The sequence below is a fragment of the Lysobacter sp. ESA13C genome (assembly GCF_019970005.1).
Lineage (GTDB): Bacteria > Pseudomonadota > Gammaproteobacteria > Xanthomonadales > Xanthomonadaceae > Lysobacter > Lysobacter antibioticus_B.
In genome coordinates, this window is the sequence record NZ_JAHXYK010000006.1 from 134,526 (window position 1) to 160,005 (window position 25,480).

The window sequence follows — 25,480 nt, forward strand, 5'->3', positions numbered from 1 at the left end:
GCCTGCGCAGAGTCTGCATGTGTAGGAGCGACGTGAGTCGAGGCCTCGCGGCGTATCGCTCAAGCAAGCTCAAGAGCAAGCGCGAAAGCGTCCGTCGCCGACACGGCACTTAGCTCACCACATTCACGGCGGAAACACGAACGGTGGGTAAGGCCCATAGAACGGGAAGCCCGGTTTCTCGTCGTTGGGCTGCAGCGACGGATCGGCGTCGCCGGCCACGATCGGTCCCTTGTCGGCCGACGGCCCGGTCGGGCCGGTGGTCTCGCCGATGCCCAGTTCTTGGCCGCTGCCGCGTTCGCCCCACAGCACGTGGCCGCCATACCATGCCTGCGTGGTCACATCGACCGCCGGCTGGCCAGCCAGGTCGAAACGCACGCCGCCGCTCTTGGCCGAGTCGTCGATGCCGGGCGCCTTGGTTTCCCAAGAACCGGTCTCGGGGAAATTCGCATGCGAGCCCTGGCCGACGTAGGACACCGGGCGACCGTCCTCTTTCGGCGTGTCCGCCCACGAGCGCTCGGCGTTCAAGCCGCCATGGGCGCTGTAGCGCACCGCGGTCGGCTGGTATTGGCCGTCGAGCTGCACGGTGATCTTTTCCCAGTCGCCTTCGTGGTTCTGCACGTCGCCGAGGCCGGGCGGGCCGTCGTTGTAGGAATAAAACAGGTGGTAGGTGATGGTGTTGCTTTCGGGGTCGTATTGGTAAAGGTTTTTGCTGTTGGCAAGGTCGCCGTCGCGGATGCCGTCGCCGAGTTCTTCGTTCTGGTGGTCGAGGAACAACTGGCTGTCGGCGTCCTTGTTGTCGGGCCCGATGCCGGCCAGTTCCTGCGCCGGCACTTCGCCTAGCCCATGCAGTTCCTTGTCGCCCCAGAAGTCGCGCTCCTGGCGTAGCGTCGATTGCTCGATATAGGTGTTCGGGTCCTGCAGGAAATTTTCTTCCTGTGGATGGAAGTAGAGGATCGGGGCGTATCGCTGGGCGAGTTCCTGCTGCTGAACGGGAGTAAGCGGCGCCGGGGTGACCGGTTCGGTCGGCGGCAGGCATTGACGGGAGGGGCCGGAAATATCGGAGGGATACATGGCACTGCTCCAGCGCGCGGGAGGTCGCGGTACGAGTCTAGTAAGCCGGATCGGCCTGCAGCAGTCGGGCTGACCCTAGGGCGGGCGGCGCGAATGCGAGTGCAACCGCGAAACCGGCAACCTGCGTCGCAGGGCGGCCCGAATGTCCCTGCAGGACGGGCCGGGCGCGGGGCCGTACGCAATCGAATCGACAGGAGCGCGGGCGAGCCGGACGCGGGCTGCGGGCACCTCAACCGGGCCTGGCAGCGCGCGTTCGAACCGGCCACGTACGGTATCGAACTCTGTGGAAGCGGCGACCTGTACAGAGTGTGACCGGGATTGACCGGGCAGGGCGAGGTGTGACGAAGAACGTCAGCAGTGTGACATCGGTCGCGCGAAGTTTACGTATACTTAACAAGCAATATGCCGAATGTCACTCCTTGGCATACTTTGTGCGTTTTTATGGCCTGCGCCCGGAGCCCCGGCACGCCTTCGACCTCCCTGGAACCCAATAATGCGAACGCTCACGAAGTCCCTTTTGGCCCTTTCGCTGCTTGCCGCCGTACCTATGCTCGCCCAAGCCGAGTCGCAGTACACCACCGGCACCGGTACCCCGATCACCGCCAGCGCCCGGCTGGACTTCCAGATCACGATCCCGAAGATCCTGTTCCTGCGCGTCGGCAGCGGTGCGGACTACACCACCAACACCACCATCAACCAGATCGCGTTCAGCGTTCCTGCGGCTAACGTCGGCGACAGCTCGGTCGTGACGGCCACGCCTGCGTCGGGCGACCTGGGTGCTGGCGCAGTCACCGCCAAGCTGGTCGGCAACAACGGCACGATTTCGTTGAGCTCGACGACGCTCGGCGCTCTGAGCAACGGCGCCGCCGGCGACAGCATCTCGTTCGGCCAGATCAACACCGCCGTGGCCACGCTCGCTTCGGCCACCGCATTGCCGCATCCGGCCCTGGTCGACGGTGCCACGACCACCACCACCGTGCCGCCGAACGCGGGCAAGCTGGTCAACCGCGATGCGCGTTGGACCTATACCTACCTCAACGCTAATGTCGCCGCTCCGGGCGTCTACGGTGGCGTCAACGCCAACAACAGCCGCGTGACCTACACCGCATCGATGCCGTAAGCCGCAAGCCGGACGTCCCTTGCGACATTCTCCGTTCCCGCACAGCCGCGGGAACGGTCCCGACTCGCCCCGCACCCGCGGCAACGGCTCCGACTTCAGAGGCCCGACATGGCTTTGCCCTTACGCCCGGCGTGCTGGGTGCTGCTCCTGCTTGCGTTGGGCTGGTTCGATACCGCCCAGGCCTTCGTCGTCACGATCTCCCCGGGGGCACGCATGGTCTACCTGCGGGTCGGCAACGGCGTGTTCACCGGCAACTATTCCAGCGGCGGCACGCCCGGCCGCGGCGGGGCGATCAACAAAGTCTCGGTGGCGGTGCCCGCGGCGGTGCTCGGCAACGGCACCGACCAGGTCATGACCACCGACGCCACCCAGGCCAACAGTTCCTACGACGGCTTCGCCTTCTGCAACGTGCCGGCGCAGATCTACGTCGGCGGTTTCTACCGTCTGCCCGGCAGCACCGGCACCGCGACCCTGACCGCGACCGCACCGGCGGCGGGCCTCAGCAACGGCGCCGGCAGCACCATTCCGTTTTCGCAGATCAGCTGGACCAGCAGCGGCAACAACGACACCGCCGCTCAGCCGATCCTCGCCGGCACTTTCACCGGCGGCCCCCAGACCTTGGCGAGTTTTCCGGTCAACACCTGGCGCGAAAGCTGCCACACCTTCCGCTATGCCAACGACGCCGTCGTCGCCTCCGGTACCTACACCGGCCAGGTGGTCTACACCTTGAGCGCGCCATGAAGCGCGCGATCGCCGCCGGCGCCCTGTTCGCCGCTATGTTGCCGTCCCAGGCAGGCACCCATCGCGTCGACGACAGCGCCAGCCAAGTCACCGCCAATACCTTGCGCATGCAATGGGACTCGGTCGCGCCGCGCAGCGGCGAACGGCCGACGGTGTCGGGCGCGCTGACCGTGTGGGTGCGTTTGAACCTCGCGCCTTGGCAAGGCCGCAGCGGCCGCGTCTATATGACCTTGCCGCCACAGGCGACCGGCCCGATCACCGCCACCTGGACCACCCAGGGCCGCTTGCTGCCGGGCACGCTGCGCGCCGGTGAACGCACCCTGGTCTACAGCGGCATCATGCCGGCCGGCCTGCTCGACGACACCATCCGCCTGACCATCCAGGCCGACGGACAGAAGCTGGTGCGTACCGAACAACTCAATTTCTCCTTCGAAATCGACGTGGAAGACCTCTGATGCGTACCGCTGTCCTGCGCCGTGCCTCGACGTTCGCGGCGCTCGCGCTCGCGCTGTCGTCGATCGCCGGTCCGAGCTTCGCTCAGGGCTTCTCCGCCCTGGTCTCGCCGCCGCGCTTCGAAGACACGGCCAAGCCCGGCACTACCTATCGCAACGTGGTCGAGATTTCCAACATCTCCAATGCGGTCGGCCACTACACTCTGAAGACCGCCGACTGGCATCTCGATGCGCAGGGCGCGGCGGTATTCGACGACGCCTTGGCGGCCGACAGTTGCCGGCCTTGGGTCGGCCTGGAAGCGGCGCAGATCGAGATCGCGCCGAACGGCAAGCGCCGTTATCGCTTCGAGGTGGTGGTGCCGGAACAAGCGGCGCCCAGCGAATGCCGTTTTGCGATCCTGCTCGAAGGCGCGCCGGAGATGGTCGGCGATCAGCTCACCGTGCCCGTGTCCGGGCGCATCGGCATCATCGTCTACCTGGGTATCGGCGAGGTCGCCGCGCAGTTGCAGCACGTCGCCAGCCAAGTGCGCGAGGTCGACGGCCGGCGGCTGCCGGTGCTCGACATTCGCAACACCGGTAAGGCCCACACCCGTCTGGAAGGGCTGGTCGATGGCGTCGACGCGAGCGGCCGCAAGTTCGCCCTCGCACCGTCCAGCTTGCCGATTCTTCCCGGCGAAACGCGTTCGATCGCCTTGGTGCCGGAAGGCGACGACCCGGCCACGCCGGCGCCGCCGATCGTTTATCCGCTGAGCCTGAAGGGCGCACTGGAATGGGGCCGCCAGCGCCTCGAACTCGACGTACGCATCGACAAATGAGGCCCGCCCGACGGCTCGCCCGGCGCAGACTGGCGATCTGCGTCGCCTGTACGCTTGCCTCGGCCGCGCCTGCGGCGTCGGCGGCCGACGCGTCGCCGCTGGTCTACCGCGACCGCATCATCGCCGCGCAAGCGTTGGCGCCGCTGCCGCCCGACGAAGACGAGACCGTCGACGGCGACGGCCTGCCGCGTTCGTTCCGGCTCGAGCTCAACGCCGCCTACACCGAGCGCGGCGACGAGCACTTCGGCGAGCAAGGCCTGGCCGCCGGCGGATTCTGGGAAACCGCGAACTGGGGCAGCCTGTCGCTCGACGCCACCGTCTTCCACAGCGACCGCGACCGCTTCGCCGACGACAGCGGTTGGGGCGGGGCGGCGACCTTATGGCAGCGCAATCTGTTCGTCGACGGCGGTTGGCGCCTCGACAACGGCCTGGGCGTGATCAACACGCCGTCCTCGCAGTTGCAGCGCAACCAATACCGGTTCTTCCTGCCGAGCGTGGCGATGGCCGGCCTGAGCACGCAATGGACCCGCGACGCCAGCGGCCTGAGCGTGTACGGCGCGGTCGGGCGTGCCGGGCTCTACAACGGCACTCGCGTAGTGGGTTTCGATGTTGCCGACGGCCACGTCGGCGCGTTCGGCGCGCAATGGCAGGGCGCGCCCGGCTGGACCCACGCGGTCTCGGCGCTGAGCACCGACGGACGCATCGTGCCCGACGACGTCGGCGAACCGGGCCTGATCGACCGGCCCAGCCAGGCCGCGCATTGGGCGAGCGCGTGGCGGTCCGATCGCGATGCGGTGCAATTGAATCTGCTCGGCAGTCACGACGGCCGCGGCAACGCCACTGGTGCCTGGATCGACGCGAGCTCGCGGCGCGGCCGCTATCGGCACCATTACGGCCTGTTCTCGCTCGACCCGGGCCTGACCTGGGGCGCGTCGCCGATCAACCAGGACGTACGCGGCGGCTATTACCGGCTGGCCTATCAGTACGGCCGCTGGAGCTGGAATACCGGCGTCGACGACATCCGTTCGATCAGCGGCGCCGGCTTCGACGGCCAGTACGCGACTGCGTTCGCGCGTTACCAGGCCAGCAGCGTGTTCGGTTACGGCGCCAGCCTGAGCCTGCGCCACGCCGACGACGACACCTACGCGGCGCAGTTGTTCGCCGACCGTCGCAGCGATTGGGGCCAGACTCGCCTCCAGTTCGATCACGCCGGCGGCGGAGGCGGGGTCGGGCGCAGCTGGCAGGCGAGCATCGACCAGGCCTTGCCTTTGCGCGAAGGCCGGCGTTTGTCGGTCTCGCTCGGGTACGGCGAATGGGGCGAGCGCAACCAAACCTCGTCCGGGGTTGCGGTCCGCACCACGACCCGCACCACGACCTTTTCGATGTACGGCGGCGTGGAGCTCGGCGACCGCGTGTCCGTCGACGGCACCGCGCGCTGGACCCACGGCGAAGGCCCGGCGGCGATGCGCGGCGTCGACATGAACCTCGGCATCAACTGGCGCATCGCACCGCGCTGGTCGCTGACCGCCGCGCTGTACCAGAGCCAGGGCTCGCAGCGTTCGCCGTTCGCGCTCGATCCGCTGATCGTCGACTCGCCGTTCCTGTCGCTGCCGCGCGAACGCTCGGCCTTCCTGACCCTGCGTTACGAGCGTCAGGCCGGCCGCGCGCTGCCGGTGATCGGCGGGGCACCCGGCTCGGCGGTCGGCAGCATCGACGGTTCGCTGTTCCTAGACGACAACGACGACGGTGTGCGCGCCGCGTCCGAACAGGCCGCGCCGAACGTCACCGTGGTGCTCGACGGCCGCTATGCGGTGCGCACCGACAGCAACGGGCAGTTCTCGTTCCCGCGCGTCTCGATCGGCAAGCACACGATCGCGGTGATTCCCGACAACCTGCCGCTGCCGTGGGCGGTGCGCGACGACCGCGGCCTGCAATCGATCGAGGTCGGCGTGCGGCGCAGCCAACGCGTCGATATTCCGGCGACGCGGCAACGCTGAGGCAAGACCGAACCGCCGAACCGAAGCGCCGATGCGGCCGCCCGTACGGAGCGGTTCGTACGCTGCCCATGCTTCATATACCCGGGACCTAAGCTCGCGGTCGATCGACTGCGCAGAGTTACACTGCTCCTTTCGCCGATTCGCTCTGGCAGCGTCTGCACGCAGGCGCCGGATCGGAACGGAGCCTGCACAGATCAAGGACCGACCGCATGAACCCGATTCGTATCACCGTCCTGGCAGGGCTGCTTGCACTGGCGCCGTTGCGCGGCGACGCCGCCGAGGCCGTCGTGGCGAGCGAGGCCACGCCAGCGACGGCGCAGGCCGAGTGCCGGAAGTTGTTGCAGTTGAGCCGCTGCATCGCCTCGGTCGAGATGAGCTCGCACGCGCCGCCGGACCAGCCTTATCGCGGCCGTTGGCAGCGCTATCGCGGTAACGAAAGCCAGGCCACGGTGCAACTCGGCGAGAATACCGTCGAGTCGATCGTGCTGAGCGACGGCCGACATTTCACGAAGACGAACCTCAAGCCGCAGCAGACCGGCAGCGCCGCCGAACTCGGCCCCTTGCTCGCCAGTACCCCGGTGATGTGGCTCGGCCTGCTGCTCGGCGAAAACTTCGAGTTGCCCTTGCCCGGGCACGACGTCGACGCCGTCGGAGAAAACAGCTGGGCCTACGGCGTGGAAAAGTACCGGGTCCAGGTCAAAGCGCAGGGCGAGGGGCGTTATCGCATCGACCTGGCCAAGACCGCCACCGTCGGCGGCGAAGCGCCCGAGGAGCCTGCGCCGCAGGCCGGCGAGTGCAGCGATGCCGACGCCAAGGCCGGGCGCTGCGAGCAGCCCTTCGTTTTCAGCACCGCCGAGGATCGCGCCGCGCGCCTGGCCGAGTTGGCGCCGGTCGGCTCGGGCTTCACCGCGGTCATCGGCCTGCACACGCCGACCCAGGCCTTGCCGGATTCGTTGTCGCTGAGCGGGTGGACGTCCAGCGACGGCAAGCCCTATGCGACGCTCGGCGATGCGCGCCGCGCCGCCAAGCCCGCTGCCAAGGATTGATTCGCGCCATCGCTCGCCCTGCACGGCGATGTCGATCGCGACTCGATCGCGACTTGCGCCACGCTCGCCGCCGCCGCGATCGCCGCGATCGCCGCGACGCCTTCCCCTTGTAAGCCTCTGCGGGCGCCTATAGGCTGCGGCCTTCGCATTCGACCGAGCGCCCATGAGACGTCTTGCCGTAGTTCTGGCCGTAGCGGGTTTGAATGCGCTGTCGGCTCCGGCCATCGCGGCCGAACACCGCGCCAAGCCGGGCGTCGTCGCGGAAGCCGCCGCGAAAGACGACCCGATCTTCGAGCGTTTGGGCGCCGACTTCGTCAAGGCCGGCAATAGCGACGCGCTTTCCATCGCGGTGGTCCGCGACGGCAAGGCCCGCTTCTACAACTTCGGCAGCGTATCGCGCGATACGCCGCGGGCCCCGACCCAGGACACGGTCTACGAGATCGGGTCGATCAGCAAGATTCTCACCGCATTGATCCTGGCCAATGCGGTCGGCGAGGGCAAGGTCGATCCGCAGGACGATATCCGGCGTTACCTGCCGGGCGAATACCCGCAACTGGAATTTGCAGGCGCGCCGGTGCGCCTGATCCATCTGGTCAATACCACCTCGGCCTTGCCGGACAATCTGCCGGTGCTTCCGCCGCAGATCGAAGAGGGCGGGCCGGACAAGGCGCCGTTCCTGGCGGTCGACGCCTTGAGACGCGTCACCGATGCGCAGGTGTTCGCCGAACTCGGTTCGGCCCGTCTGCTCGATCGCCCCGGCACCTCGCCGCGGCACTCCAATCTGGCCGCCAACCTGCTCGGCGACATCCTCGAAAAAGTTTACGACGCGCCTTACGAAAGCTTGTTGACGCGTTATGTCGAGCGGCCGTTCGGCATGGGCGCCGGCACCGGCGATACGCGTTCGTCTCTCGTCGCCACCGGCTACAGCAAGACTCACGTCGCGATGCCGGCCCTGGATGCGCGCTCGGTCCTGGCCGCAGGCGGATTGCGCTACAGCGCCGCGGACATGGCGCGGTTCCTGGTCGCCGAACTCGCCGCCAGCGATGCCTCGGTACGCTTGAGCCAGAAGCCGGCCTGGGGCGATCCGGACAATCTGGCGGTCGGCTACAACTGGACCGTCAGCAAGACTGTCGACGACCAGACCTGGTTGCGCGCGTCCGGCGGCACTTACGGTTTTTCCAGCTACATCGAGCTGTATCCGCAGCGCGGCTACGGCATCGTCCTGCTCGCGAACCGCCCGGGCGAAGCCCAGGGTCAGTTGCAGGACCTGGCCAGCCAGGCGGCCGAAGCCGTGTGGGGCCGTCCGCCGGTGCTCGCGAAGCTCGAGAGCGCCCTGCAGGCCAGCGCGTACCGCGATGTCGGCCGGACCGTTGCCGAGGTCGGAAAAGCGTTTCCCGAGTTGCGTCTGACCGAAGAGCACGCGAACCAATGGGGCTACCGCTTGCTGGGCGAAGACAAGCCGCAGTTGGCACTCGGGATGTTCCGCTACAACACCGAGCGCTGGCCGCAAAGCTGGAATGCCTTCGACAGCCTCGCCGAATGCTACGAACTGCTCGGCGACGTCGCCAATGCGACCAGCCACTATCGGCGCTCGCTGGAACTCAACCCGGCCAACTCGAACGCGGTCGAGCATCTGCGCAAGCTCGATCCGGCCCAGGCGCCGGCCGCCGCCGGCGCCAAGTAAGCCCTTTCGCCAGCAACGCTCGCGCCTCAGCTCGGCAAGCGCACCGTCGGGTCGCCCAGCACCACCATCGCTAGGCGATCCATCGCCAGCAACTTGGCCTTGCGCGCCCGCGTTTCGGCATCGTGTTCGTGGTTGTTGAAGGCCTCGATGGCATCGAGGTGATCGAGCAGCAGGCCGGCGACGGCGTCGTAATAGCCGTCCATGGCCAGGCCGACCGGCGGACGCTGCGCCGAATGCAGGGCGGTGTACAAGGTGTCGACGATCAGCGCATCGGTCATGCGCTGGCCGGTGTCGGGGTCGCGCAAGGTCCAGTCGAAGGTCGGTTCGACATGGCCGATGAAGGCCGCCAACGGGCGTTCGCTGCCGAGCAGGGCGCGCGGTAACGGCGCGGTGCACGGGCCGATCCCGGCCACCGCGGCAAGCATGCGGCCGAGGCTGGATTGCTCGTCGACCAGGCCCTGGAAGGTCGACGGGCGGTCGGCGCCGGCCGAGCAGCAGGCATGCGCGTACCAGATCGCGCCGGCCGGGTTCCAAGCCCGCAGCAAGGCGCTGATATCGAGCAAGGCGTGGTCGACGTCGAGCATCGCCCCCAACTGCGCCTTGAGCTGTATGAGGTCGTGCAAGGGAAACGTGGCGCCGTGGCTGGAGCTCAGCACGAAGGCCGGCTGGCGTTGCTTCAGGCCGGCGTAGAAATCCTCCAGGCGTCCTTGCGCGCCGGTCAGCAGCAGCGGGTGGAAACCGTCGGCATCGAAGGCCTTGAACAGGGTCTCGGCGATGGTCTTGCGCATCAGGAAGGTGATGTCGGGGTGGCCGTGATCCACCGCCCACAACAATGGCGCATCGACATCGCGCTGTTGCCCCGGCCAGTCGTCGAGCAGCGCATCGACGTAGCGCTCCAGGCCGGCCTCGTCGAGGTCGAGACGGCCAACGAAGGCATCGGTCTGCAAGCGGTACTGGAAACGCCAGGGAATCTGCTCGGGCGAGCCGACGATCAACAGATAGCGCGGCACCGCGGCGTCGCCGACCGTGCCGCGGGTGCCGGACAGGCGCAGGCTGGCCGGCCCGCGATGCGGGTAATAACGCTGCAGTCGGCCGTCCTTGGCGATCTCGGGGCGATAGCGGAACACCGGTGCGTTGCCGCGCGCGGCGATCAGCCTGCGGATCGCCGCCGGTGCGTCGGTGGCGGCGGCCTTGTCGGCATCGCCGAGGCCGTCGCGATCGGGCAGCACCACGCCCCAGCCGACGCGCGGGTCCTGCCACTGCGTCAGGTCGAGCGCCGGCGCCGCACCGCTGAGTTGGCGCGGCGACGACATGGCGCCGCGCAAGGCCCAGGCCGTGGCGTGTTCGGAGCAGGCGCCGCTGGCGACGGCATCGCCGCACCAGGCATTGCTCAGCAGCAATGCCAGCTCATTGTCCGCCGACATGGTCGAAGTTCCCGTCGGCGGAGGGCCACAGCGCCCGGGGCACGCCTTTTTCGGCGAGGGTGCGTTCCAGCGCTTCGATGCGTTCGGCTTCGCTGAACTGTTGGCCTGCGGTGCGCAGCCACCAGGCCGTGGTTTCGGCGCGGATGCGGAACTCGTCGGACTTGGCCTGCTCGATGCCGAGCGGACGAACGAATACCTGGGCCTCGACGCCGCGCACGTACAGCACCGGCAGGGACCACTCGGGCGAAGCCTGGGCGTCGCGGTTGCCGAGCTGGGAGATGGCGCTGCGCGCGTGGAACATGATCGGCGTCCATTCCAGGGTGGTGCTGGCGCGTTGCTTGAGTTCCTCGCGCGCGCGCAGCAGCGCGGCCAGGGCCTCGGGATAGAAGGCGCGGGTGAACTCGTAGGCGTCGTTGGCCTCGACCGGTTCCATCATCGCGACCACCGCCGGAAAGCCGGCCGACACGACCTGGTTCGCCATCGACTGCAGGCCGTTGCCGCCTTGTCCGCTGGAGCAGCAGTTCAGCACCATCAGCCAGGGATTGCCGAGCGACGCGCCGAGAGTCACCAGGTCCTGCGATGGCAGGTTGATCGAGCCGGCGAGGGTGTCGGGGTCGTGCGCGGCGAATTGCACGTGATCGTTGGCGGTGGCCAGTTCCAGCCATTGCCCGGCGCTGCCGGCGTGGCCGTGGCAGAAGAAATGCAGGATGTTCGGCGACCACTGGCGGATGCGCTGGGTCAGCCGCGCCGCGGTCTCGTCGATCGCCGCCACTTCGATGTCGGCCAGGCCGGCCGGGTCCTGCTGTATTTCATCGCGGATGCGCGTGTGCAGGGCGGAGTCGCCGACCAACAGCTTCAGCAGCACCGGCAGGCCGTCCTGGCGCGCCGCCAGCACCGCATCGCGCAGCAGCTCCCACTCCTTGCGCTGATCGGCGATGCCGAGCGCGGAGATCACCGCCATCAGCCGCACCGGCGTGGTCAGTTCGCCGGGCAGGCGGCTGGGTGCATTGATCGGATCGATGATGCGGGCGATCGGCCAGCGCGGGTCGAGGGCCACGAACTGCTCGTTGCTGTCGCACAGCATCTCCCAGTTGATCAGCTCGGCCTCGGACGGATTGAGCATGACGAACAGGGGCCGGACCTGGGTCGGCAAGGTCTGGCTGAGGCTGTCGAGCACGCCGGAGATGCCCTGGTGCTGACGCAGGGCGTCGCGCACCATGCGCCCGCGGGCAAGCACCGCGGTCTGCGTGTCCAGCCCCGGCAACTGGTCGGCGCGCAGTTTCACCCGGCCCAGGGCGCGGCCGCCGTGAACCGGGAACGGCGCGCGTACCACGCTGGCGATCAGGTCGTCGTCGAGGATATCGACCGAGAGGATGGTGCGCTCGTTCATGGCGCGTCCTCGAGTTCGTCGGAGTCCGACAACTGCAGCTTGCGCTGCTCGATATCCAACTGGGCCTTGCGGATGCGTCGATCCAATGGCGATTCGGTCGCTTCGCCGGGCAGTTGTTCGACCTGCAGTCGGTAGTCCACGATCTGGTCCATGCGTTCGATCTGGGCCTGCAACAGTGCCTGCTCCGCGGAGTCGGTTACACCGAAGCCGATAGCGAAACGGTCTTCGATACCGGCGTCAGCCGGCCCTTCGATCGGCGCTTCGACCAAGGCCTCGACCGTGGGCGGCGCATCCTGTTCGATCTCGACCAGGCGCTGCTCGATCTCGCCGTGGATGCGGCGCCGCTCGATGTCGCCCACCGCCTGCCGCAGCAGATCGATCGTGTCCATGGCCGTGTCCAGGTCGCGCTGGACGATGGCTTCGGGAAGGACTTCGTCGCGCATCGCCTGCTGGTATTGCACTTGCACTTGTTCGGCCAGGCGCTCGGTCGCGGCGGTGACCGCGGAGATGCTTTTGCTGGCGGCCTGGACGAAGGAAGGGCTGCGCGTCGCGGATGCGGCGGCCGACAGTGGCAGCGACTTCAAGGCCGAATCGCGCTGGCTGTCGTTGCGCGAGTACAGCTCGATATGGCTGCGTACCTGCTCGGACAACTCGCCGTCGTCGGAGGCGCCGCGCGTGGGCGAGACCAGATAGGGCTGGCAATACAGATAAACGGCGCGCGAGCGCGGCGGCGGTTGCGCCGACTGCGCGTGGATGAAGCGATAGCTCTGCGCCAATGCCGTCGGCGCATCGTAGGCCGCATTGAACAACAGCATCGGCCCCGGCAGCGATTGCGCTATTTCGTCGGCCAGGGCGCGCAGGCCGACCGGGTTGTGGTTGTCGCGCGAGGCCGAGAACGCCGTCGCCCAGGCGCCGACCTGGGTCAGGAAGCTGGTGAGTTCGCAGGCGCCGACCGGGCCGGCCAGATAATTCTCGGTGCGGCCCAGCGGCGACTGCGCCAGCAACATCGCCCCGGACGCACCGGACAGATGGCCGTGACAGACGAAGTGCACCGCATCGGTGCTGTAGGGCTTGAGCGCCTGGCGCATCCACAGCAGCCAGGGCGAGCGCAGGGTGCCGCTGCTGTCGAGCAGGCGCGAGGACGGGTCCTCGACGACGTAGCGCTCGGCATCGGCGGGCGGGTGCAGGATCAGCTCGGCCGAGCCCGGCGACAGATGCCGCACCGGTTCGCCCATTTCGGCGTCGGCGAACACGTGCAGGCGCACCGGCCGGTCGATGCCGGACACGATCGCCTGGATCGCATCGACCAGGCCGTCGCGGATATGGGCGTGCTCGCAGTTGAGCGGCGCGCTGGCGCAGACGGCGATGTCCAGCATGGTCGCGCTTTCGCGCGGCGGCGGGAAAATGAAATCCGGCAGCATCAACACCGGCGTCTGCAGGGCGTCGACCAGTAGGCGTTCCCACGGCAGGTAGCGCAGCGCGCCGTAGGGTTTGGCCAGGTGAATCCACAGCGGGCGTTGCGGTGCTGCGTGCTGCAGCCAGGCCGAGTGCAGGCTCGGCAGCAGGCGTGGCGCTATATGGAACTGCGACTCGTCCGGCCGCGTGCGCAGATCCGATGCGATCGACGGCGCCAGCCCCCATTCGTCGAGGCCGCCCTCCCACAGCGGCAGGCTCTGTAGCCTGCCGCCGGCCTGGAACTGCAGGGTGGCGCGTGCGTGTTGCGGCCTCGTCAGCTCCATTTTCAGGGTGACGATGTCGTTCTCGCGCTTCAGCAGTTCGGCCATGGCGCGGTGCCGGCGCTCAACGGCTGGAGGCGAGGCTGTGCGCCAGCCACCAGGTCGAAGCGTTGCTGATGTCGCCGTGGCCGCTGATGGTGCGCGTGCCCCGCACGCCGACGATGCGCCCGCCGGGGCCGAAATCGTAGGCGCTCGCCGGGTCCTTGATGTCGACCAGGGTCTGCCCCGAGTCCTGCGGGCCGTAACCGCCCAGGGCCGCGTACTTGCTCGGCGAGTCGCCGGCGGCGAGCGGTTGCTCGCCGAGATCGTGATCGCGGCGCAAGGCCAGATGGAAGGTCTTGCTCAGGGCGATGTCGCGTCCGCTGAAGGTCGCGACCACCGGCCGTTCGATGCGCTGCAGGTTGCGGTGGTAGCCGCCGGTCCGGCCGGTTTCCGGCACCTGCGCGGCGAAGGCGTACTGCGACATCGCCGGCTGCAACAGCAGAGCCGAATGCACTTTGCGCAGGCCGTCCGGCAGCGACGCGGTGGCCGACATCACCACCTTGCAACCGAAGGAATGCCCGAGCAGATGGATACGCGCCTGCGAACGGCGCAGCAACTCGGCCAGCAGTTGCGATACGCCGCGACTGCCGACCTTGCCGGAGCGGTCTTTCATTTGCCAGACCGTGAACGGCTTGATCAGGTTGCGCGGGTCGAGTTTCTTCAGCGCATCGCCGATGCCGCCGGCGGCGGCCGGGCCGCCGGCGCCCGGCGTCGCCACGGCGCCGACGTCGTCGAAATCCGGCGGCGCCTCGGTCAAGGAGGCGGCCGCGGCGAGCAGGTCGTCGGCGGAGGCGGGGGCGTCGTCGTGGCCCTCGTCGTCGGGCGACAGCACGCTGGCCAGCAGGTCGGCGAGTTCGCGCGATTCGGCTTCGGACAAGGCCGGGGTCTGGCTGAGCGCGTGGAAGCGTTCGCGTTGTTCGGGCGCCAGCATCGCGGCGATGTCGGCCATCTGTTGGCGGCCGCTTTCGACATCGTCGCTGGCGCCGGCGAAGCCGGGACCGGTTTCGCTGTCGAACCACGTCAAGGCCTGGCTGGGCCAGAAGATGCCGATCAACAGCGGCCGGTAGCCGGCCGGCGCGGGCAGGCCGAGTTGCCGGCGCTGCTCGATATAGCCGTTGACGAAGCTCGCATAGCGCTCGCTCGCGGCTTCCCAGTCGTTGTTCCAACCGTGCGAGAACAAAAAGATGTCGCTGTGCCCATCCAGATGGTCGAGCACATGCTGGCGCGTCAACGGCCCTTCGCAGGTGCCGTTCTTGTCGAACGGCACGATGTAGTAAGGAAACACCGTGCCTTCGGCGGTGGTGAATTGCTTGTACGGTCCAACCGGTATCAGCGATGGCATTCCGAGTCCCCCTTCTCGAAGGGAGCGGCGCCGACGGCGCCGGGCTGACTCCCTAGCCTGATCAAAGAAACGGCGAAAGCCTTGCGGGGCGGCCATTGCGGGCGGGGCAGCGTGCCGGCCGTCGGTGCCGGTGCGATCAATGTGGGACGGGCGCATTCATTCGTGTCGGGGCGGCGTGTCGGTGTCGCGGGCATCGGCCATGGCCTGCACCGTGCAGGGAATGCGTTTGACCACTCGGTCAGGGTGCCGACCGAGGATGCCGCAGGGGGAGCGCCGTTCCGGCCCTGCGGTGCTACGAGTCGAACGCCGTTGGCGGGGAGAAGCGGGATGGGCGGCGAAGTGAAGGTCAGTCTGCGTAGCGGTCGCCAGGTCGTCCTGGCCGAATGGGACGAGTACAAACCGCCCGTGCACGGAGACGGCCTGCAGAACAAGCGCTGGACCGCCGCGAGCGCGCGCGACGGCATGGCGTTCTACGACTCGACCGTGCACTACATGCGCAACGACTGGGCGCAGAAGCACATGCCCGGAGAGCACGTTTCGCTGGGGCGCGAAAACCTGCTGCTGTTCTACAGCGCGGGCACCAAGACCTGGCATTCCGCCGACGCTCTCGACGTCGACCACGTCAAGCCGTGGAAGGCGCACCTGACCGGCCTGGGCGTCAATAACTACGCCGACGCTCATCGCGCTTACAACGACGTCGGCAACTTGCGCCTGTTGCCTTCCGTATACAACCGGGCGCGCGACAGCGCCGACCGGATACTGTTGCATGGCCCCGACTCCAGCCAATGGAAGGCCTGGACCAAAGAACGCTGCGGCTTCGACCCTTCCGCCGAGCCGCCGAAATTCGATCCCGAGCGCGACATCGCCCGGCGTACCGGCGCCACCCTGGGCCAGGCTTGGTCGCCCGAGGACGGGCGCAAAGGCCTGGCCTTCGATGCCGGCGTGCGCGGCAAGTGGTTCGAGCAGCAGCTCAAGGAGAGCTACGTGGGCACGGTGGTGGCGACCAGCCCGATCGACGGCTCCAAGCAGAACGTGCCCTTGTTCCGCTGCGCCGCCACCCAACAGCTGGTCACCCGCGACGCCCTCGATATCGACCACCGGATTCCGTTCGAGATCGTCGCCCAGGAGATGGTCAAGCACGCCGGGCCCGGCGGCCTGACCAAGGCCAATGCGCTCGACGCTTACAACGACACCTCGAACCTGCGCCTGGTGGGCCGCGGCGCCAACAGCTCGCACGAATGGGAACTCAACGTCTCCGGCGAATACCGCGACGACGAAGCGCCGGAAGTCCCGGGCGAGTTCGACGGTTTCATGGTCGGCAAGAACACCGGCGTCAGTGGGGTGAGTTCGCTGATCAGCGCGCATTTCGACACCACGCCGAAGGCCTCGCCGAGTTCGGCGATGGACACGCGCGAAGAAGGCCCGGTGCATCAGCCGGGCATACGCCGCAAGGGCGACGGCGCGAGCGTATCGATGCCGCAGGCCAGCGCCGCGCCCAAGGGTTTCGGCGGCGGTTCGCAGAGTTCGAGCGCCTCGCCGATGGACCAGTCGGATTCGCCGGCGGCGAGCGTGCCGGCCAAGAACAGCGGCGGTTCCGCGTTCGCTCCCTCACAAGCCTCGGGCTTGGGCGGCTCGAACCCGAGTGCGCACGGCACGTCGGCTCCATCGCCGTCGGCATTGGGCAGTCCCGCTCTGGCCAGCCAGGGTTTCGGCGGCACGGGTTTTGGCAGCACGGGCTTCGGCGCCTCGCCGTTCGGTTCGCCGAGCGCGCCGTTCTCGGCGTTCGCCACGCCGTCGCTGCCGGTCGCGAAGGCGCCTCTGATCAACGAGTCGGCGAGCCCGCACAACGCGGTGTTTCGCGACACGGTGGCGAAGCTCGGGGACCTGGTCGCGAAATCGGGTGGGGGGCTGTCGTCGCAGCAGCAACACAATGCCGCCGGGGCCCTGATGTGCGCCGCTCGCGACAATCAGCTGCCGGGTATCGACTACATCGCCCGCAGCGACAACGGCGCGAAGTTGTTCGCCGTGTCCGGTTCGCCGCATTCGCCGTTCCAGCGCTGGGCGGAAGTGCCGACCCAGCAGGCGATCGCGCAATCCATCGAACAAAGCAGCGAAGCCTTGAGCAAGCCGACCGCGGTGGCCTCGCTGTCGAGCCACGGCCCGATGCAGAACTCCGGCATGACCAAGTAGGCGCGGTGCCGGCAGGCGTGCAGCCGCACTGACCCGGCCGCAGCGTGGCGGGTCGCCGCCGCCCGGAGGCGCCGGCGACCCGCGCATTTCAGTTGGCGGGCAGGTAGGACGGGGCGTTCGAGGGCTGCATCAGCGACAGCGGCGGGGTGCCCTGGAAGATGATCTTCGACGAGCACTTCATGAACAAAGTGTCCGGGACGACGTACAGATAGCCCTTGCAGATGGCCTTCTCGATCAGGTCGGGCTTGGTCAGCACCTCGAACTTGTCCTTCAGCACGTCGATGTATTGCTCGACCGTGCGCGAAGAGATCGACAGCAGCTCGGCGATGCGCTTGGAGGTGCCGCCGCGCAGCAGGAAGAACAACACCTCGTACTCGCGGCGGGTCATGTCGATGTCGGCGTCCGAATCGGCATGGGCCTGTCCCGATTGCGGCAGGTTGCTGATCGAGGCCTGGTGCGGCCCGAGGTTGCCGAAATAGGAGCCGAGCGCGCCGGCGTTGATCGCGGTGATGTCGGTGCCGTGGAACAGCACACCGCGGATGTTGGTCTCCTGGTCGAAGAACGGCTTCTTGACGATCAGGAACGCCCTCCATTTCGCGCACTTGAAGCGATGCACGTTCAAGGTGGTGATGGAGATCTGCCGCTCCATCACGTACTTGTCCTGTTCGCGAAAGGTTTTGCCGTGCGAAGCGACTTCGCAGGGCAGGTCGAAATCCGAAAGCCCGTCCACGTCCTCGTCGGGCTCCAGGCCGACCAGCGCCTTGAACTCGGTGTTGGCGTAGAGGAATTTCGAATCCTGGTCCTTGCAGGCGCAAGGTCCGGGCATTTGCTCGATCATGGAAGAAAGCGCCGAACTGATTGCGATTGCCATGGGGAGACATCCTTGTTGAAGGGCAGCAATTCCGAATCTTTCCGGAACGAGTAGGTTGGACTTCCTCGATAACGCGGTTCGCAGGGATCCACGCAGCAAGGGAGACCCTTGTTGCCTGGATTGGGCCGTTCGCAGCCTCGGTCCGCCGTAACGCAGCGGGGCCGAGGCAGGTCACTGCTGGGCGACTTCGGCGTATGTCCTGTGGTCCGTCCTGCCGTCGACGCGTCGGTACCGCCAGCCGCTACGCTCCCTGCCGATCACCATCCGCGCGCCCACTGGTTTTTATGGGTCGAGTGATGGGCGCGGCCTGCCCGCAATGCGGGACCGGCGTGATCCAGGTTGAGTTCCCGCTGGTTCGTGCAATCTGCCGGGGACCGTTCCTTGCGAGCCGCTGCAAGGATCCGACCGTGTCCGCGAGTCTTGGTTCAATCGAACATCGCGCGACAGGCTTGCACGTCTTGAGCCGGACTTCAGGCTGACTATTGCGCACCTTCCGAGGGTGTGGCTGCTTCGGAATCGTGCCGACCTATTTAAACGTGATGCATGGATTTATTGTGTGATAAGCATTGGGAATCGTGCAGCGCAAGCCGAGTATCAATCTATTTCGTTACCGGTCTGTGATCGCAATGACGCTTTCAGAATCGAATGAACGATCGTGTGAAGACGATAAATATCCCTTGAAACAAGGGAAATTGCGTCGCGTCTAGAAATCTCGACAGCAATCGGATTCGCTTGGCTAGTGACAAATGACACAAAGTCGAAGAGCGTGAACTCGATCGGTTTCGACGAACGAATTTCATCGTCTGCATCGATAGTTTTGTGGGGAGTTTGAAAGCCGGTTGCCGACGACGCCAATCGATTCAGCATATTCATCCGCTTCGCCATCGTCATCGCGTTGGGGTTCGCGATTGCGCTCGTTCGCGCATGACATCGGTGGCATCGGCGGCGACAAGCCGTTCTGCGCGCAGGCGGGCGACCGCGTCGCGCGTGTGGGGCCGCGTGTCGCGCGTGCTGTCGTGCCTATGCGCGAGTCGCTACGAGGCGCATCAGGTCGCCGCAGCTGATGCTTGTGCGGCATCAGCGCATAAGGAATAACTTGGTAAAAAGTAAATGGGAAAAGAATAACTCTTCATAACGAAGCCGGCCCCATCGCGAACGATGGGGCCGGCCTTGGATCGAACGATGGCTACGCGAATGCCGCGCGGCATTCGCAGCCGCGTCAGGCGACCATCGACGAGGGATCGCTGTGCAGGATGAAGCCCTCGTAGTCGGCGTCGGCCACTTCGCGCAGCTTGGCGCGATAGCCGGCGAGGCCGCCGAAGTAGAACAGCACGCGGCTGCTCCGACCGTCGATGTTCTCGCCGAAGATCCACGACTTGACCTTCGGGAACAACGTGTAGGCGGCGATCTCCTTGCAGGTCGCGGTCCAGGCCTCCTCGGCCTCGCGGGTGGTCTCGATGACCGGCGTGGACTCGCCTTCGGCCCAACCGATCAGCTCGCCGATCCACTCGACCTGGCTTTCGATGCTAGGCGGCAGGTTGCTGAAGGCGCTGTTCGGGCCGAGCACCATGAACATGTTCGGGAAGCCGGCGGTGGCGACGCCCAGGTAGCTGCTCGGCGCGTCCCTCCAATGGTGCTGCAGGGTTTCGCCGCCGCGGCCGCGGATCTCCATCTGGTTGTAGCTGCCTTCGACCGTCTCGAAGCCGGTCGCGAACACCAGCAGGTCCAGTTTGTGCTCGACGCCGTCCTCGGTCAGCACTCCGTTCGCGGTGAGTTCCTTGATCGGGTTCTCCGGCAGGCTGACCAGGCTCACGTTCGGCAGGTTGTAGGTCTCGTAATAGTCGTTGGTGCAGACCGGGCGCTTGGCGTAGAGGTCGGTCGGACACAGCTTGCGGGCGGTCTCCGGGTCCTTGACGATCTGGCGGATCTTGGCGCGGATGAAGTCCGAGGCGGCCTGGTTGGCGGCCGGGTCGACGGCGATGTCGGAGAAGGTGCCGAACATGAAGCGGAAGCCGTTGCCGATCTCCCAATGATGCTCGAACACCTTCTGGCGTTCTTCTTCCGACACGCTCATGGCCGAGACGCCGCTTTCCTCGAAGCCGCAGGCGATGCGCGAGTTGCGGATGCCGTCCCAGATCTGCTCGAAGTTGTTCTTGTACTCGGCGACATAGGCCTCGCTGACCTGGCGGCTGCCGGCGGGCACGCAGAACTGCGCCGAACGCTGGAACACGGTCAGGTGCCGGGCGAGCTTGGAGGCGGCGCAGATGAACTGCACGCCGGTCGAGCCGGTGCCGATCACGCCGACGCGCTTGCCCTCCAGCGACAGATCCGCCGGCCACGCGCCGGTGTGCACAATCTGGCCCTGGAACTTGTCGCGCCCGGGGATCTGCGGGATCACGATCTTGGACAGCACGCCGACCGCGTTGACCAGGTAACGGGCCGTGAACAGTTCGCCGGTGCTGGTGGTCAGGGTCCATATATGGTGGATCTCGTCGAACACGGCGCTGTCGATGCCGGTCTTCAACTGGATGTCCTTGGCCAGGCCATGGCGATCGACCACCGCCTGCAGGTAGCCGAGCATTTCGGGCTGGTCGACATAGCGGTTGCGCCAGTCCCAGCCTTCCGAGGTTTCCTTGTCGAAGGAATAACGGTAGACGAAGCTTTCGGTGTCGGCGCGCGCGCCCGGGTACTTGTTCCAGTACCAGGTGCCGCCGACGCCGCTCGCCTTGTCGAAGGCGCGGACCTTGAGGCCTAGCTCGTTGCGCAGCTTATGCAGCATGTAAATGCCTGCGAAGCCGGTGCCGATTACGATCGCATCGAAGTGGGTCTTGTCATTGTCGATCACGGATTGACTCCTTGGTGCTCCTCAGCGTCCCCGATCACTCGGAAGGCCTGGCGTTGGAGTAGTTTCGGGAAACCACGTTTTCACCGCACGTGCGAGCGATCGACGATGCTGCGGTAAGAGCTCGTAATCGCGGCAAGCGCGGCGGTTTTTTCCGGGTCGGGGCGGGTGGCGATGGCGCGTTCGGCGGTATCGCGGTCGCGATTGGCCTGGACGATCGCGGTGGTCGGCGGGCGCCGGACCGCTTCGTAGCGCTGCAACGCCTCGACCGTGTCGCTGTTGTCGCCGAGTTCGTTGGCCAGGCTGACCGCATCGAGGATGGCCTGCGAAGCGCCGTTCGCGCCGACCGGGTACATCAGATGGGCGGCGTCGCCGAGCAGGGTCGCCCGGCCGATGCCCCAGCGCGGCAGCGGGTCGCGATCGACCATCGGGTACTCGAGGATCTGGGTGCTGCGCGAAAGCAGATCGGGCACATCGAGCCAACCGAACTTCCAGTCGGCGAAGTAGGGCAATACGTCCTTGAGCTGGCCCGAGCAGTCCCAGCTCGCCTCGCGGGTGAGGTCCTGGGCGACGTCGGGCACCATGCAGACCCAGTTGATCAGCGCCCGGCCGTGCTGGGCATGGCGCGCCGAGCAGGGGTAGGCGATCAGGCGGGTGGAGCGGTCGTCGTTGGCGACGATCATGCTGCGGCCGTCGAGAAATTCGTCGACTTCGGTCAGGCCGCGCCACATCTGGATCCTGGCGGGCAGCAACTCGCAGCGGTCGGGATGCAGACGGGCGCGCACGGCCGAGTGCAGACCGTCGGCGCCGACCAGGGCGGTGGCCTCGAAGGAAACCGTCGAGCCGCCGTTGCCGCGATCCTGGGCGTGGACACGGATGCCGGTGCGGGTGTGTTCGAAGTCCTGCAGGCGCAGGCCGGTGCGGACGGTGTCGGCGCCGAGCCGTTCGCGCACGGCCGCGAGCAGCAGCATCTGCAGCTCGCCTCTGTGGATAGCGTATTGCGGATACGGATCGCCGGCGGCCAGGCCTCGCGGTTCGGTCCACAGCGTGGTGCCGGCGTGGTCGAGATAACGCAGCTCGCGGGTGGCGATGCCGGTCGCGGCGATCGCCTCGCCGAGGCCGAGCGCGAACAACTGGGCGATGGCGGCGGGTTGGACATTGATGCCGACGCCGAGCGGGCGTATCTCGTTGGCGCTCTCGAGCACCACGACTCGTTCGATGCCCTGCGCGTGCAAGGCCAGCGCGGTCGTCAGGCCGCCGATCCCTGCGCCGGCGATGACTATGTCGGTTTGCGTAGCGGTGGTCATAACGGCGGAAGCTCCTCGACCTTGTGTAGTCGGACTGCCGGTTCCAGCAGCCGCTCGATCGAGGACGCCCGAGGCTCATGCAACGGTGTCGGCGAGGGCGAGCGAGTGCTGGACTGCAGACCTACCGAGCAGAGGGGCCGGGCCGCCCGCGAGAGCGTCCCGACCCCTCATCACCTTCAACCCGTCGGCGGCGGTGCCGGGCTCACGACAGCGGGTCGCGCGCCGGGCCGCCGCGACGGGCGGCGCACATCAACGATGGACCGAAGCCACCGAGTAGACGTGCGGGGTAGCGCGCGCGAGTTCGGCGCTGCGCTTGCCGTAGTCCTGCGCGGCGGGGTCTTCGCGGGTGGCCTTGATGTCTTCGGCGCTGCGCCACTGGGCGTAGTTGACGACGCGGCTGCCGTCCTTGCTGGCGAGGATGCTCACCGAGATGAAGCCGGGGCGATGGCGGATCACCTTGTCGGCGCCTTCGTTGAGAAGGTTGACCAGCTCCTGCTGCTTGGCGGGCTCGACGTCGAAAACGTTGATGAAGGTCACCGTGTCGTCGGCGCGGATTACCTGTTCGTTCTTGGCCATGATGTGATTCTCGTCTTTAATCTGGCGTGGACTACGCCAGTCGGTGGGGTCACGGCAAACTCGCCAGGGAGCCATGCCGTGCATCTCGAAGACCCTGTGTCCGTTTGCCGCGAGTGAAACTCGCAGTCGGGCTTCGATCGATAAAGTAATGAGAGCCCATCGCCGGCACATCTGTATTTTCTACGGATAGAGAATGTCGGCGCGGAGATTTTGGCGGCCGGGCGAAGATGACATTCGCTGTGAAATGCGACATCGGGGTGAATGTGCCGAATCTGAGGGGTTCGCCGATTGCCGGAAAATCACTTGAAAACAGCGGTATTGGTTAGGTTAGTGGGTGTGCTGAAATTGTGCGGTAATCGATGCAAGTGTTATCTGTCATATAAACAATCAGTATGTCGTCATGATCTGCGGCCTCGCAGAAATCAACGCCAGAACAAGTCGCTGCAAGCCGCTGAATGAGAAGTGAGGCGGCCATGACGCATCGATGACGGCCGCCGTTCGAGGCGGTGATCGGCGGTTGGCGGGAGCGGTGCGAGCTGCGGCCGCGTTGCCTAACATTCGTGTCGCGACGCCCTTTGACTACGGGTAGGAGCGACGCAAGTCGCGACCGCGCCTTTTCAATCTCGCGCTGCATCTCGCCGTAACCTGTGTAGGAGCGGCGTGAGCCGCGACCCTGCTGCTTGCCGTGGCGGTTTGTCTTGTCGCAGAGCGGTGAAGTAACATTAAGGTCTAAAGCTTCCGTCCGCTGACGCGGCCGGGTTACTTTCTTTTGCTAAGCCCAAAAGTCCGTCTGGATTCCCTTCGGTCAAAGCTAACCAAAGAAAAGGGCTTTCCTTGCAAGGGCACAGGCCACGAGTGCGATGCGCGCGCCGGGATTTTTCGATAGGACATCCTTGTCCTATCGAAAAACGCCGCACGTCCTGTGCGGCGCCCTCCGGGTATCCACTTGACCGGCAAAGCGGCAAAGCAGATCAAAATCTCGGCAACGGCAACGGCAACGGCAACGATTGGTGGCTTCCGGTCTGCTCTTGGGTAGGAGCGGCGCGAGCCGCGACCAAGCAGCTTCGACCACCCGCGCCGGCAACCGCAAATTCGCGGTCGCGGCTTGTGACCGAAGGAAACCCAGTCGGACGCCGTTCCTACCCGGCGACAGCACGCCGCTGCGATCGGCGACATAGGCATTTCTGCCTCAGCGCGTCTCGTGGTCGCGGCTCACGCCGCTCCTACAGGGGATGGCCTCACCGCACCCGTGCCCTTTTCTATGGCTCTGGCTTGGCGTCGCCGAGCGCTCGCGAAGGCAGTAGAAGACCCGGAGGGCGGCCCGCATGGATGCGGGCCGTTTTTCATCGGGACAGGGATGTCCCGTATGAAAAATCCCTGCGGAGGCATCGCTCGTGCGGGCCCTTGATTCAAAGAAAAGCATTTTTCTTTGGTTACCTTTGACCGAAGGGAATCCAGACGGACTTTTGTTGCTTATGACAAAAGAAAGTAACCCGCCGCTTTAGTGGCGGAAGCTCTTGGCGTTTGATCTGGATGTGGATCTGGATCTTGCTTGAACGAAACCTTGCAAGCCCGTCGCAGCGCGATCGCTATGCAGACAGGGCGTTGCGCACGGCGGTCCAAACATGCGGCACTAAGTCGGTCAAGATGCGATTGGGTAGCAACTGTAACGACATGCAGCCGGCCGCATCGGCGGCCGGCTGCATGCGAGTAATCCGGCGCTTGGCCGGACGATGCGATCAGATCGGACGCGCTTCGACGATGCTCAGGCCGGATGCGGTCGGCAGGACGCGCTCCAGGGCGAAGCCCGACGCGGCGAACAGCGTCTTGAACTCGTCGGCGGTGCGTTCCTGGGCGCCGAGCAGGACCAGCATGTGCAGGTCGAGCCACTTGCCGAAGAAGGGTTCTTCGCCTTCGGGCAGCACCAGTTCGACGATCAGCAGCTTGCCGTGAGCCGGCATCGCGCGCCGGCAATTGCGCAGGATCTCGATGCTGCGCTCGTCGTCCCAATCGTGCAGCAGCAGCGACAGGATGTAGACGTCGCCGTCCGCGGGCACTTCGACGAAGAAGTCGCCGCCGACCGTGCCGCAGCGATCGCCGACGCCGGCTTCGGACAGGCGCTTGCCGGCGGCTTCGGCCACGTGCGGTTGATCGAACAGGATGCCGCGGGCCTCGGGCTGGCTGCGCAGGATCGCCGACAGCAGCGGGCCGTAGCCGGCGCCGATGTCGATGACGGTCTTGAACGGCGAGAAGTCGTAAGCATCGACGACGGCATGGGCGACTTGCTTGGTGTAGCCGGCCTGGGCTTCGTTGAAGACGCGGTCGGCCTCCGGATGCTTGGCCAGATAGCCGAAGTAGCTGGTGCCGAACTCCTTTTCGAACGCGGTCTCGCCGGTCTGCACGTTGTGCAGCACGTCGGCCCAGGCGCGGTACTGCTCCTCGCCGTGCATGATCGCCTGCGGGCGCATCGAGTCCGGGGTGCCGCTGCGCAGCAACGCGGCCAGCGGAGTGATGCCGAAGATGCCCGGCTGGGTTTCGGTGAACACGCCGATGCTGGCGATGGTGCGCAGGACGCGCTTGAGCAGCGGTGCCTTGGCGCCGGTCTTCGCCGCCAGCTCTTCGATGGACTTCGGCGCATCGGCGACCAGGTCGGCGATGCCGAGCTTGGCGGCGACGTAGAGCGATTGAGTCACCCAATAGCCGGTGATCATCTGCAGCAGGATCGACGACAAGGGTACGGCGCCGGCACGGTTATTCTCAGTCATATGCACTCCTGGAGTGGTTATGCGCAAACAAGCGCGGATGGCACTGGCGAAGGGCGAATCGCCCAACCG

Annotated in this window: 19 protein-coding genes; 8 read left to right on the forward strand and 11 right to left on the reverse strand. The window is 66.4% G+C overall.

What is annotated here, in order from left to right; genetic code table 11:
* Positions 1-123 precede the first annotated feature (123 nt).
* Positions 124-1,071: a Vps62-related protein gene (locus LC490_RS14085; RefSeq protein ID WP_031373237.1), complete on the reverse strand. Its 948-nt coding sequence runs from the start codon at positions 1,069-1,071 to the stop codon at positions 124-126.
* Between the two features lie 493 nt (positions 1,072-1,564).
* Here LC490_RS14085 and LC490_RS14090 point away from each other — a divergent pair, with 493 nt between their 5' ends.
* The 7 genes from LC490_RS14090 (at position 1,565) to LC490_RS14120 (ending at position 8,926) form a co-directional block, all read left to right on the forward strand.
* Positions 1,565-2,191, forward strand: a complete 627-nt coding sequence (locus tag LC490_RS14090) for a hypothetical protein (protein ID WP_223620557.1) — start codon at positions 1,565-1,567, stop codon at positions 2,189-2,191.
* 108 nt (positions 2,192-2,299) lie between these two features.
* Positions 2,300-2,932, forward strand: coding sequence for a hypothetical protein (locus tag LC490_RS14095; RefSeq protein ID WP_223620558.1), 633 nt, complete (start codon positions 2,300-2,302; stop codon positions 2,930-2,932).
* Positions 2,929-3,387 (forward strand): hypothetical protein, encoded by a 459-nt coding sequence (locus tag LC490_RS14100; RefSeq protein WP_031373234.1) that lies wholly within the window; start codon positions 2,929-2,931, stop codon positions 3,385-3,387. The genes LC490_RS14095 and LC490_RS14100 overlap by 4 nt, the downstream gene beginning before the upstream one ends.
* Positions 3,387-4,199: a hypothetical protein gene (locus LC490_RS14105; RefSeq protein WP_223620559.1), complete on the forward strand. Its 813-nt coding sequence runs from the start codon at positions 3,387-3,389 to the stop codon at positions 4,197-4,199. Before LC490_RS14100 ends, LC490_RS14105 begins: the two co-directional genes overlap by 1 nt.
* On the forward strand, positions 4,196-6,196 hold the full coding sequence (locus tag LC490_RS14110; RefSeq protein ID WP_223620560.1) for a carboxypeptidase-like regulatory domain-containing protein: 2,001 nt from the start codon (positions 4,196-4,198) through the stop codon (positions 6,194-6,196). Before LC490_RS14105 ends, LC490_RS14110 begins: the two co-directional genes overlap by 4 nt.
* Positions 6,197-6,405: 209 nt before the next feature.
* The gene (locus LC490_RS14115) at positions 6,406-7,242 is read left to right on the forward strand and encodes a hypothetical protein (RefSeq protein ID WP_223620561.1); all 837 of its coding nucleotides are present in this window, start codon (positions 6,406-6,408) and stop codon (positions 7,240-7,242) included.
* Between the two features lie 163 nt (positions 7,243-7,405).
* Complete coding sequence (locus tag LC490_RS14120; RefSeq protein ID WP_223620562.1) at positions 7,406-8,926, forward strand: serine hydrolase; 1,521 nt, start codon at positions 7,406-7,408, stop codon at positions 8,924-8,926.
* Between the two features lie 26 nt (positions 8,927-8,952).
* Here the strand turns inward: LC490_RS14120 and LC490_RS14125 are convergent, their stop codons facing one another.
* Genes LC490_RS14125 through LC490_RS14140 form a run of 4 tightly spaced genes read right to left on the reverse strand, consistent with a single transcriptional unit; the run spans position 8,953 to position 14,860 of the window.
* Positions 8,953-10,350, reverse strand: a complete 1,398-nt coding sequence (locus LC490_RS14125; protein ID WP_223620563.1) for a hypothetical protein — start codon at positions 10,348-10,350, stop codon at positions 8,953-8,955.
* Positions 10,334-11,740, reverse strand: a complete 1,407-nt coding sequence (locus LC490_RS14130; protein WP_223620564.1) for a CHAT domain-containing protein — start codon at positions 11,738-11,740, stop codon at positions 10,334-10,336. The genes LC490_RS14125 and LC490_RS14130 overlap by 17 nt, the downstream gene beginning before the upstream one ends.
* Positions 11,737-13,524 carry a hypothetical protein gene (locus tag LC490_RS14135; protein ID WP_223620565.1) on the reverse strand — a complete coding sequence of 596 codons (1,788 nt, stop codon included), beginning with the start codon at positions 13,522-13,524 and terminating at the stop codon, positions 11,737-11,739. The genes LC490_RS14130 and LC490_RS14135 overlap by 4 nt, the downstream gene beginning before the upstream one ends.
* A gap of 16 nt (positions 13,525-13,540) precedes the next feature.
* Positions 13,541-14,860, reverse strand: coding sequence for an alpha/beta hydrolase (locus tag LC490_RS14140; RefSeq protein ID WP_031373227.1), 1,320 nt, complete (start codon positions 14,858-14,860; stop codon positions 13,541-13,543).
* Positions 14,861-15,187: 327 nt separating this feature from the next.
* On the opposite strand from LC490_RS14140, the gene LC490_RS14145 reads away from it, so the two are divergent.
* Entirely contained in the window at positions 15,188-17,050 is a 1,863-nt protein-coding gene (locus tag LC490_RS14145) for an XVIPCD domain-containing protein (RefSeq protein ID WP_223620566.1), read from the forward strand.
* Positions 17,051-17,138: 88 nt separating this feature from the next.
* Here the strand turns inward: LC490_RS14145 and LC490_RS14150 are convergent, their stop codons facing one another.
* The 6 genes from LC490_RS14150 to LC490_RS14175 form a co-directional block, all read right to left on the reverse strand.
* The gene (locus tag LC490_RS14150) at positions 17,139-17,921 is read right to left on the reverse strand and encodes a PAS domain-containing protein (protein ID WP_223620567.1); all 783 of its coding nucleotides are present in this window, start codon (positions 17,919-17,921) and stop codon (positions 17,139-17,141) included.
* 594 nt (positions 17,922-18,515) lie between these two features.
* Positions 18,516-18,794 carry a hypothetical protein gene (locus LC490_RS14155; RefSeq protein ID WP_223620568.1) on the reverse strand — a complete coding sequence of 93 codons (279 nt, stop codon included), beginning with the start codon at positions 18,792-18,794 and terminating at the stop codon, positions 18,516-18,518.
* Positions 18,795-19,140: 346 nt separating this feature from the next.
* Positions 19,141-20,766: an NAD(P)/FAD-dependent oxidoreductase gene (locus LC490_RS14160; protein ID WP_223620569.1), complete on the reverse strand. Its 1,626-nt coding sequence runs from the start codon at positions 20,764-20,766 to the stop codon at positions 19,141-19,143.
* Between the two features lie 80 nt (positions 20,767-20,846).
* The gene (locus LC490_RS14165) at positions 20,847-22,070 is read right to left on the reverse strand and encodes a flavin-dependent oxidoreductase (protein ID WP_223620570.1); all 1,224 of its coding nucleotides are present in this window, start codon (positions 22,068-22,070) and stop codon (positions 20,847-20,849) included.
* A gap of 249 nt (positions 22,071-22,319) precedes the next feature.
* Positions 22,320-22,646 carry an antibiotic biosynthesis monooxygenase gene (locus LC490_RS14170; protein WP_223620571.1) on the reverse strand — a complete coding sequence of 109 codons (327 nt, stop codon included), beginning with the start codon at positions 22,644-22,646 and terminating at the stop codon, positions 22,320-22,322.
* A 1,739-nt stretch (positions 22,647-24,385) separates the two neighbouring features.
* Complete coding sequence (locus LC490_RS14175) at positions 24,386-25,411, reverse strand: acetylserotonin O-methyltransferase (protein WP_223620572.1); 1,026 nt, start codon at positions 25,409-25,411, stop codon at positions 24,386-24,388.
* Between the last annotated feature and the right edge of the window lie 69 nt (positions 25,412-25,480).

Coding starts and splice junctions, on each gene's coding strand:
- LC490_RS14090 (WP_223620557.1), top strand. CDS start 1,565: ATGCGAACGCTCACGAAGTCCCTTTTGGCCCTTTCGCTGCTTGCCGCC.
- LC490_RS14175 (WP_223620572.1), bottom strand. CDS start 25,411: ATGACTGAGAATAACCGTGCCGGCGCCGTACCCTTGTCGTCGATCCTG.
- LC490_RS14150 (WP_223620567.1), bottom strand. CDS start 17,921: ATGGCAATCGCAATCAGTTCGGCGCTTTCTTCCATGATCGAGCAAATG.
- LC490_RS14135 (WP_223620565.1), bottom strand. CDS start 13,524: ATGGCCGAACTGCTGAAGCGCGAGAACGACATCGTCACCCTGAAAATG.
- LC490_RS14145 (WP_223620566.1), top strand. CDS start 15,188: ATGGGCGGCGAAGTGAAGGTCAGTCTGCGTAGCGGTCGCCAGGTCGTC.
- LC490_RS14120 (WP_223620562.1), top strand. CDS start 7,406: ATGAGACGTCTTGCCGTAGTTCTGGCCGTAGCGGGTTTGAATGCGCTG.
- LC490_RS14100 (WP_031373234.1), top strand. CDS start 2,929: ATGAAGCGCGCGATCGCCGCCGGCGCCCTGTTCGCCGCTATGTTGCCG.
- LC490_RS14110 (WP_223620560.1), top strand. CDS start 4,196: ATGAGGCCCGCCCGACGGCTCGCCCGGCGCAGACTGGCGATCTGCGTC.
- LC490_RS14105 (WP_223620559.1), top strand. CDS start 3,387: ATGCGTACCGCTGTCCTGCGCCGTGCCTCGACGTTCGCGGCGCTCGCG.
- LC490_RS14085 (WP_031373237.1), bottom strand. CDS start 1,071: ATGTATCCCTCCGATATTTCCGGCCCCTCCCGTCAATGCCTGCCGCCG.
- LC490_RS14165 (WP_223620570.1), bottom strand. CDS start 22,070: ATGACCACCGCTACGCAAACCGACATAGTCATCGCCGGCGCAGGGATC.
- LC490_RS14130 (WP_223620564.1), bottom strand. CDS start 11,740: ATGAACGAGCGCACCATCCTCTCGGTCGATATCCTCGACGACGACCTG.
- LC490_RS14155 (WP_223620568.1), bottom strand. CDS start 18,794: ATGAATATGCTGAATCGATTGGCGTCGTCGGCAACCGGCTTTCAAACT.
- LC490_RS14115 (WP_223620561.1), top strand. CDS start 6,406: ATGAACCCGATTCGTATCACCGTCCTGGCAGGGCTGCTTGCACTGGCG.
- LC490_RS14140 (WP_031373227.1), bottom strand. CDS start 14,860: ATGCCATCGCTGATACCGGTTGGACCGTACAAGCAATTCACCACCGCC.
- LC490_RS14125 (WP_223620563.1), bottom strand. CDS start 10,350: ATGTCGGCGGACAATGAGCTGGCATTGCTGCTGAGCAATGCCTGGTGC.
- LC490_RS14095 (WP_223620558.1), top strand. CDS start 2,300: ATGGCTTTGCCCTTACGCCCGGCGTGCTGGGTGCTGCTCCTGCTTGCG.
- LC490_RS14170 (WP_223620571.1), bottom strand. CDS start 22,646: ATGGCCAAGAACGAACAGGTAATCCGCGCCGACGACACGGTGACCTTC.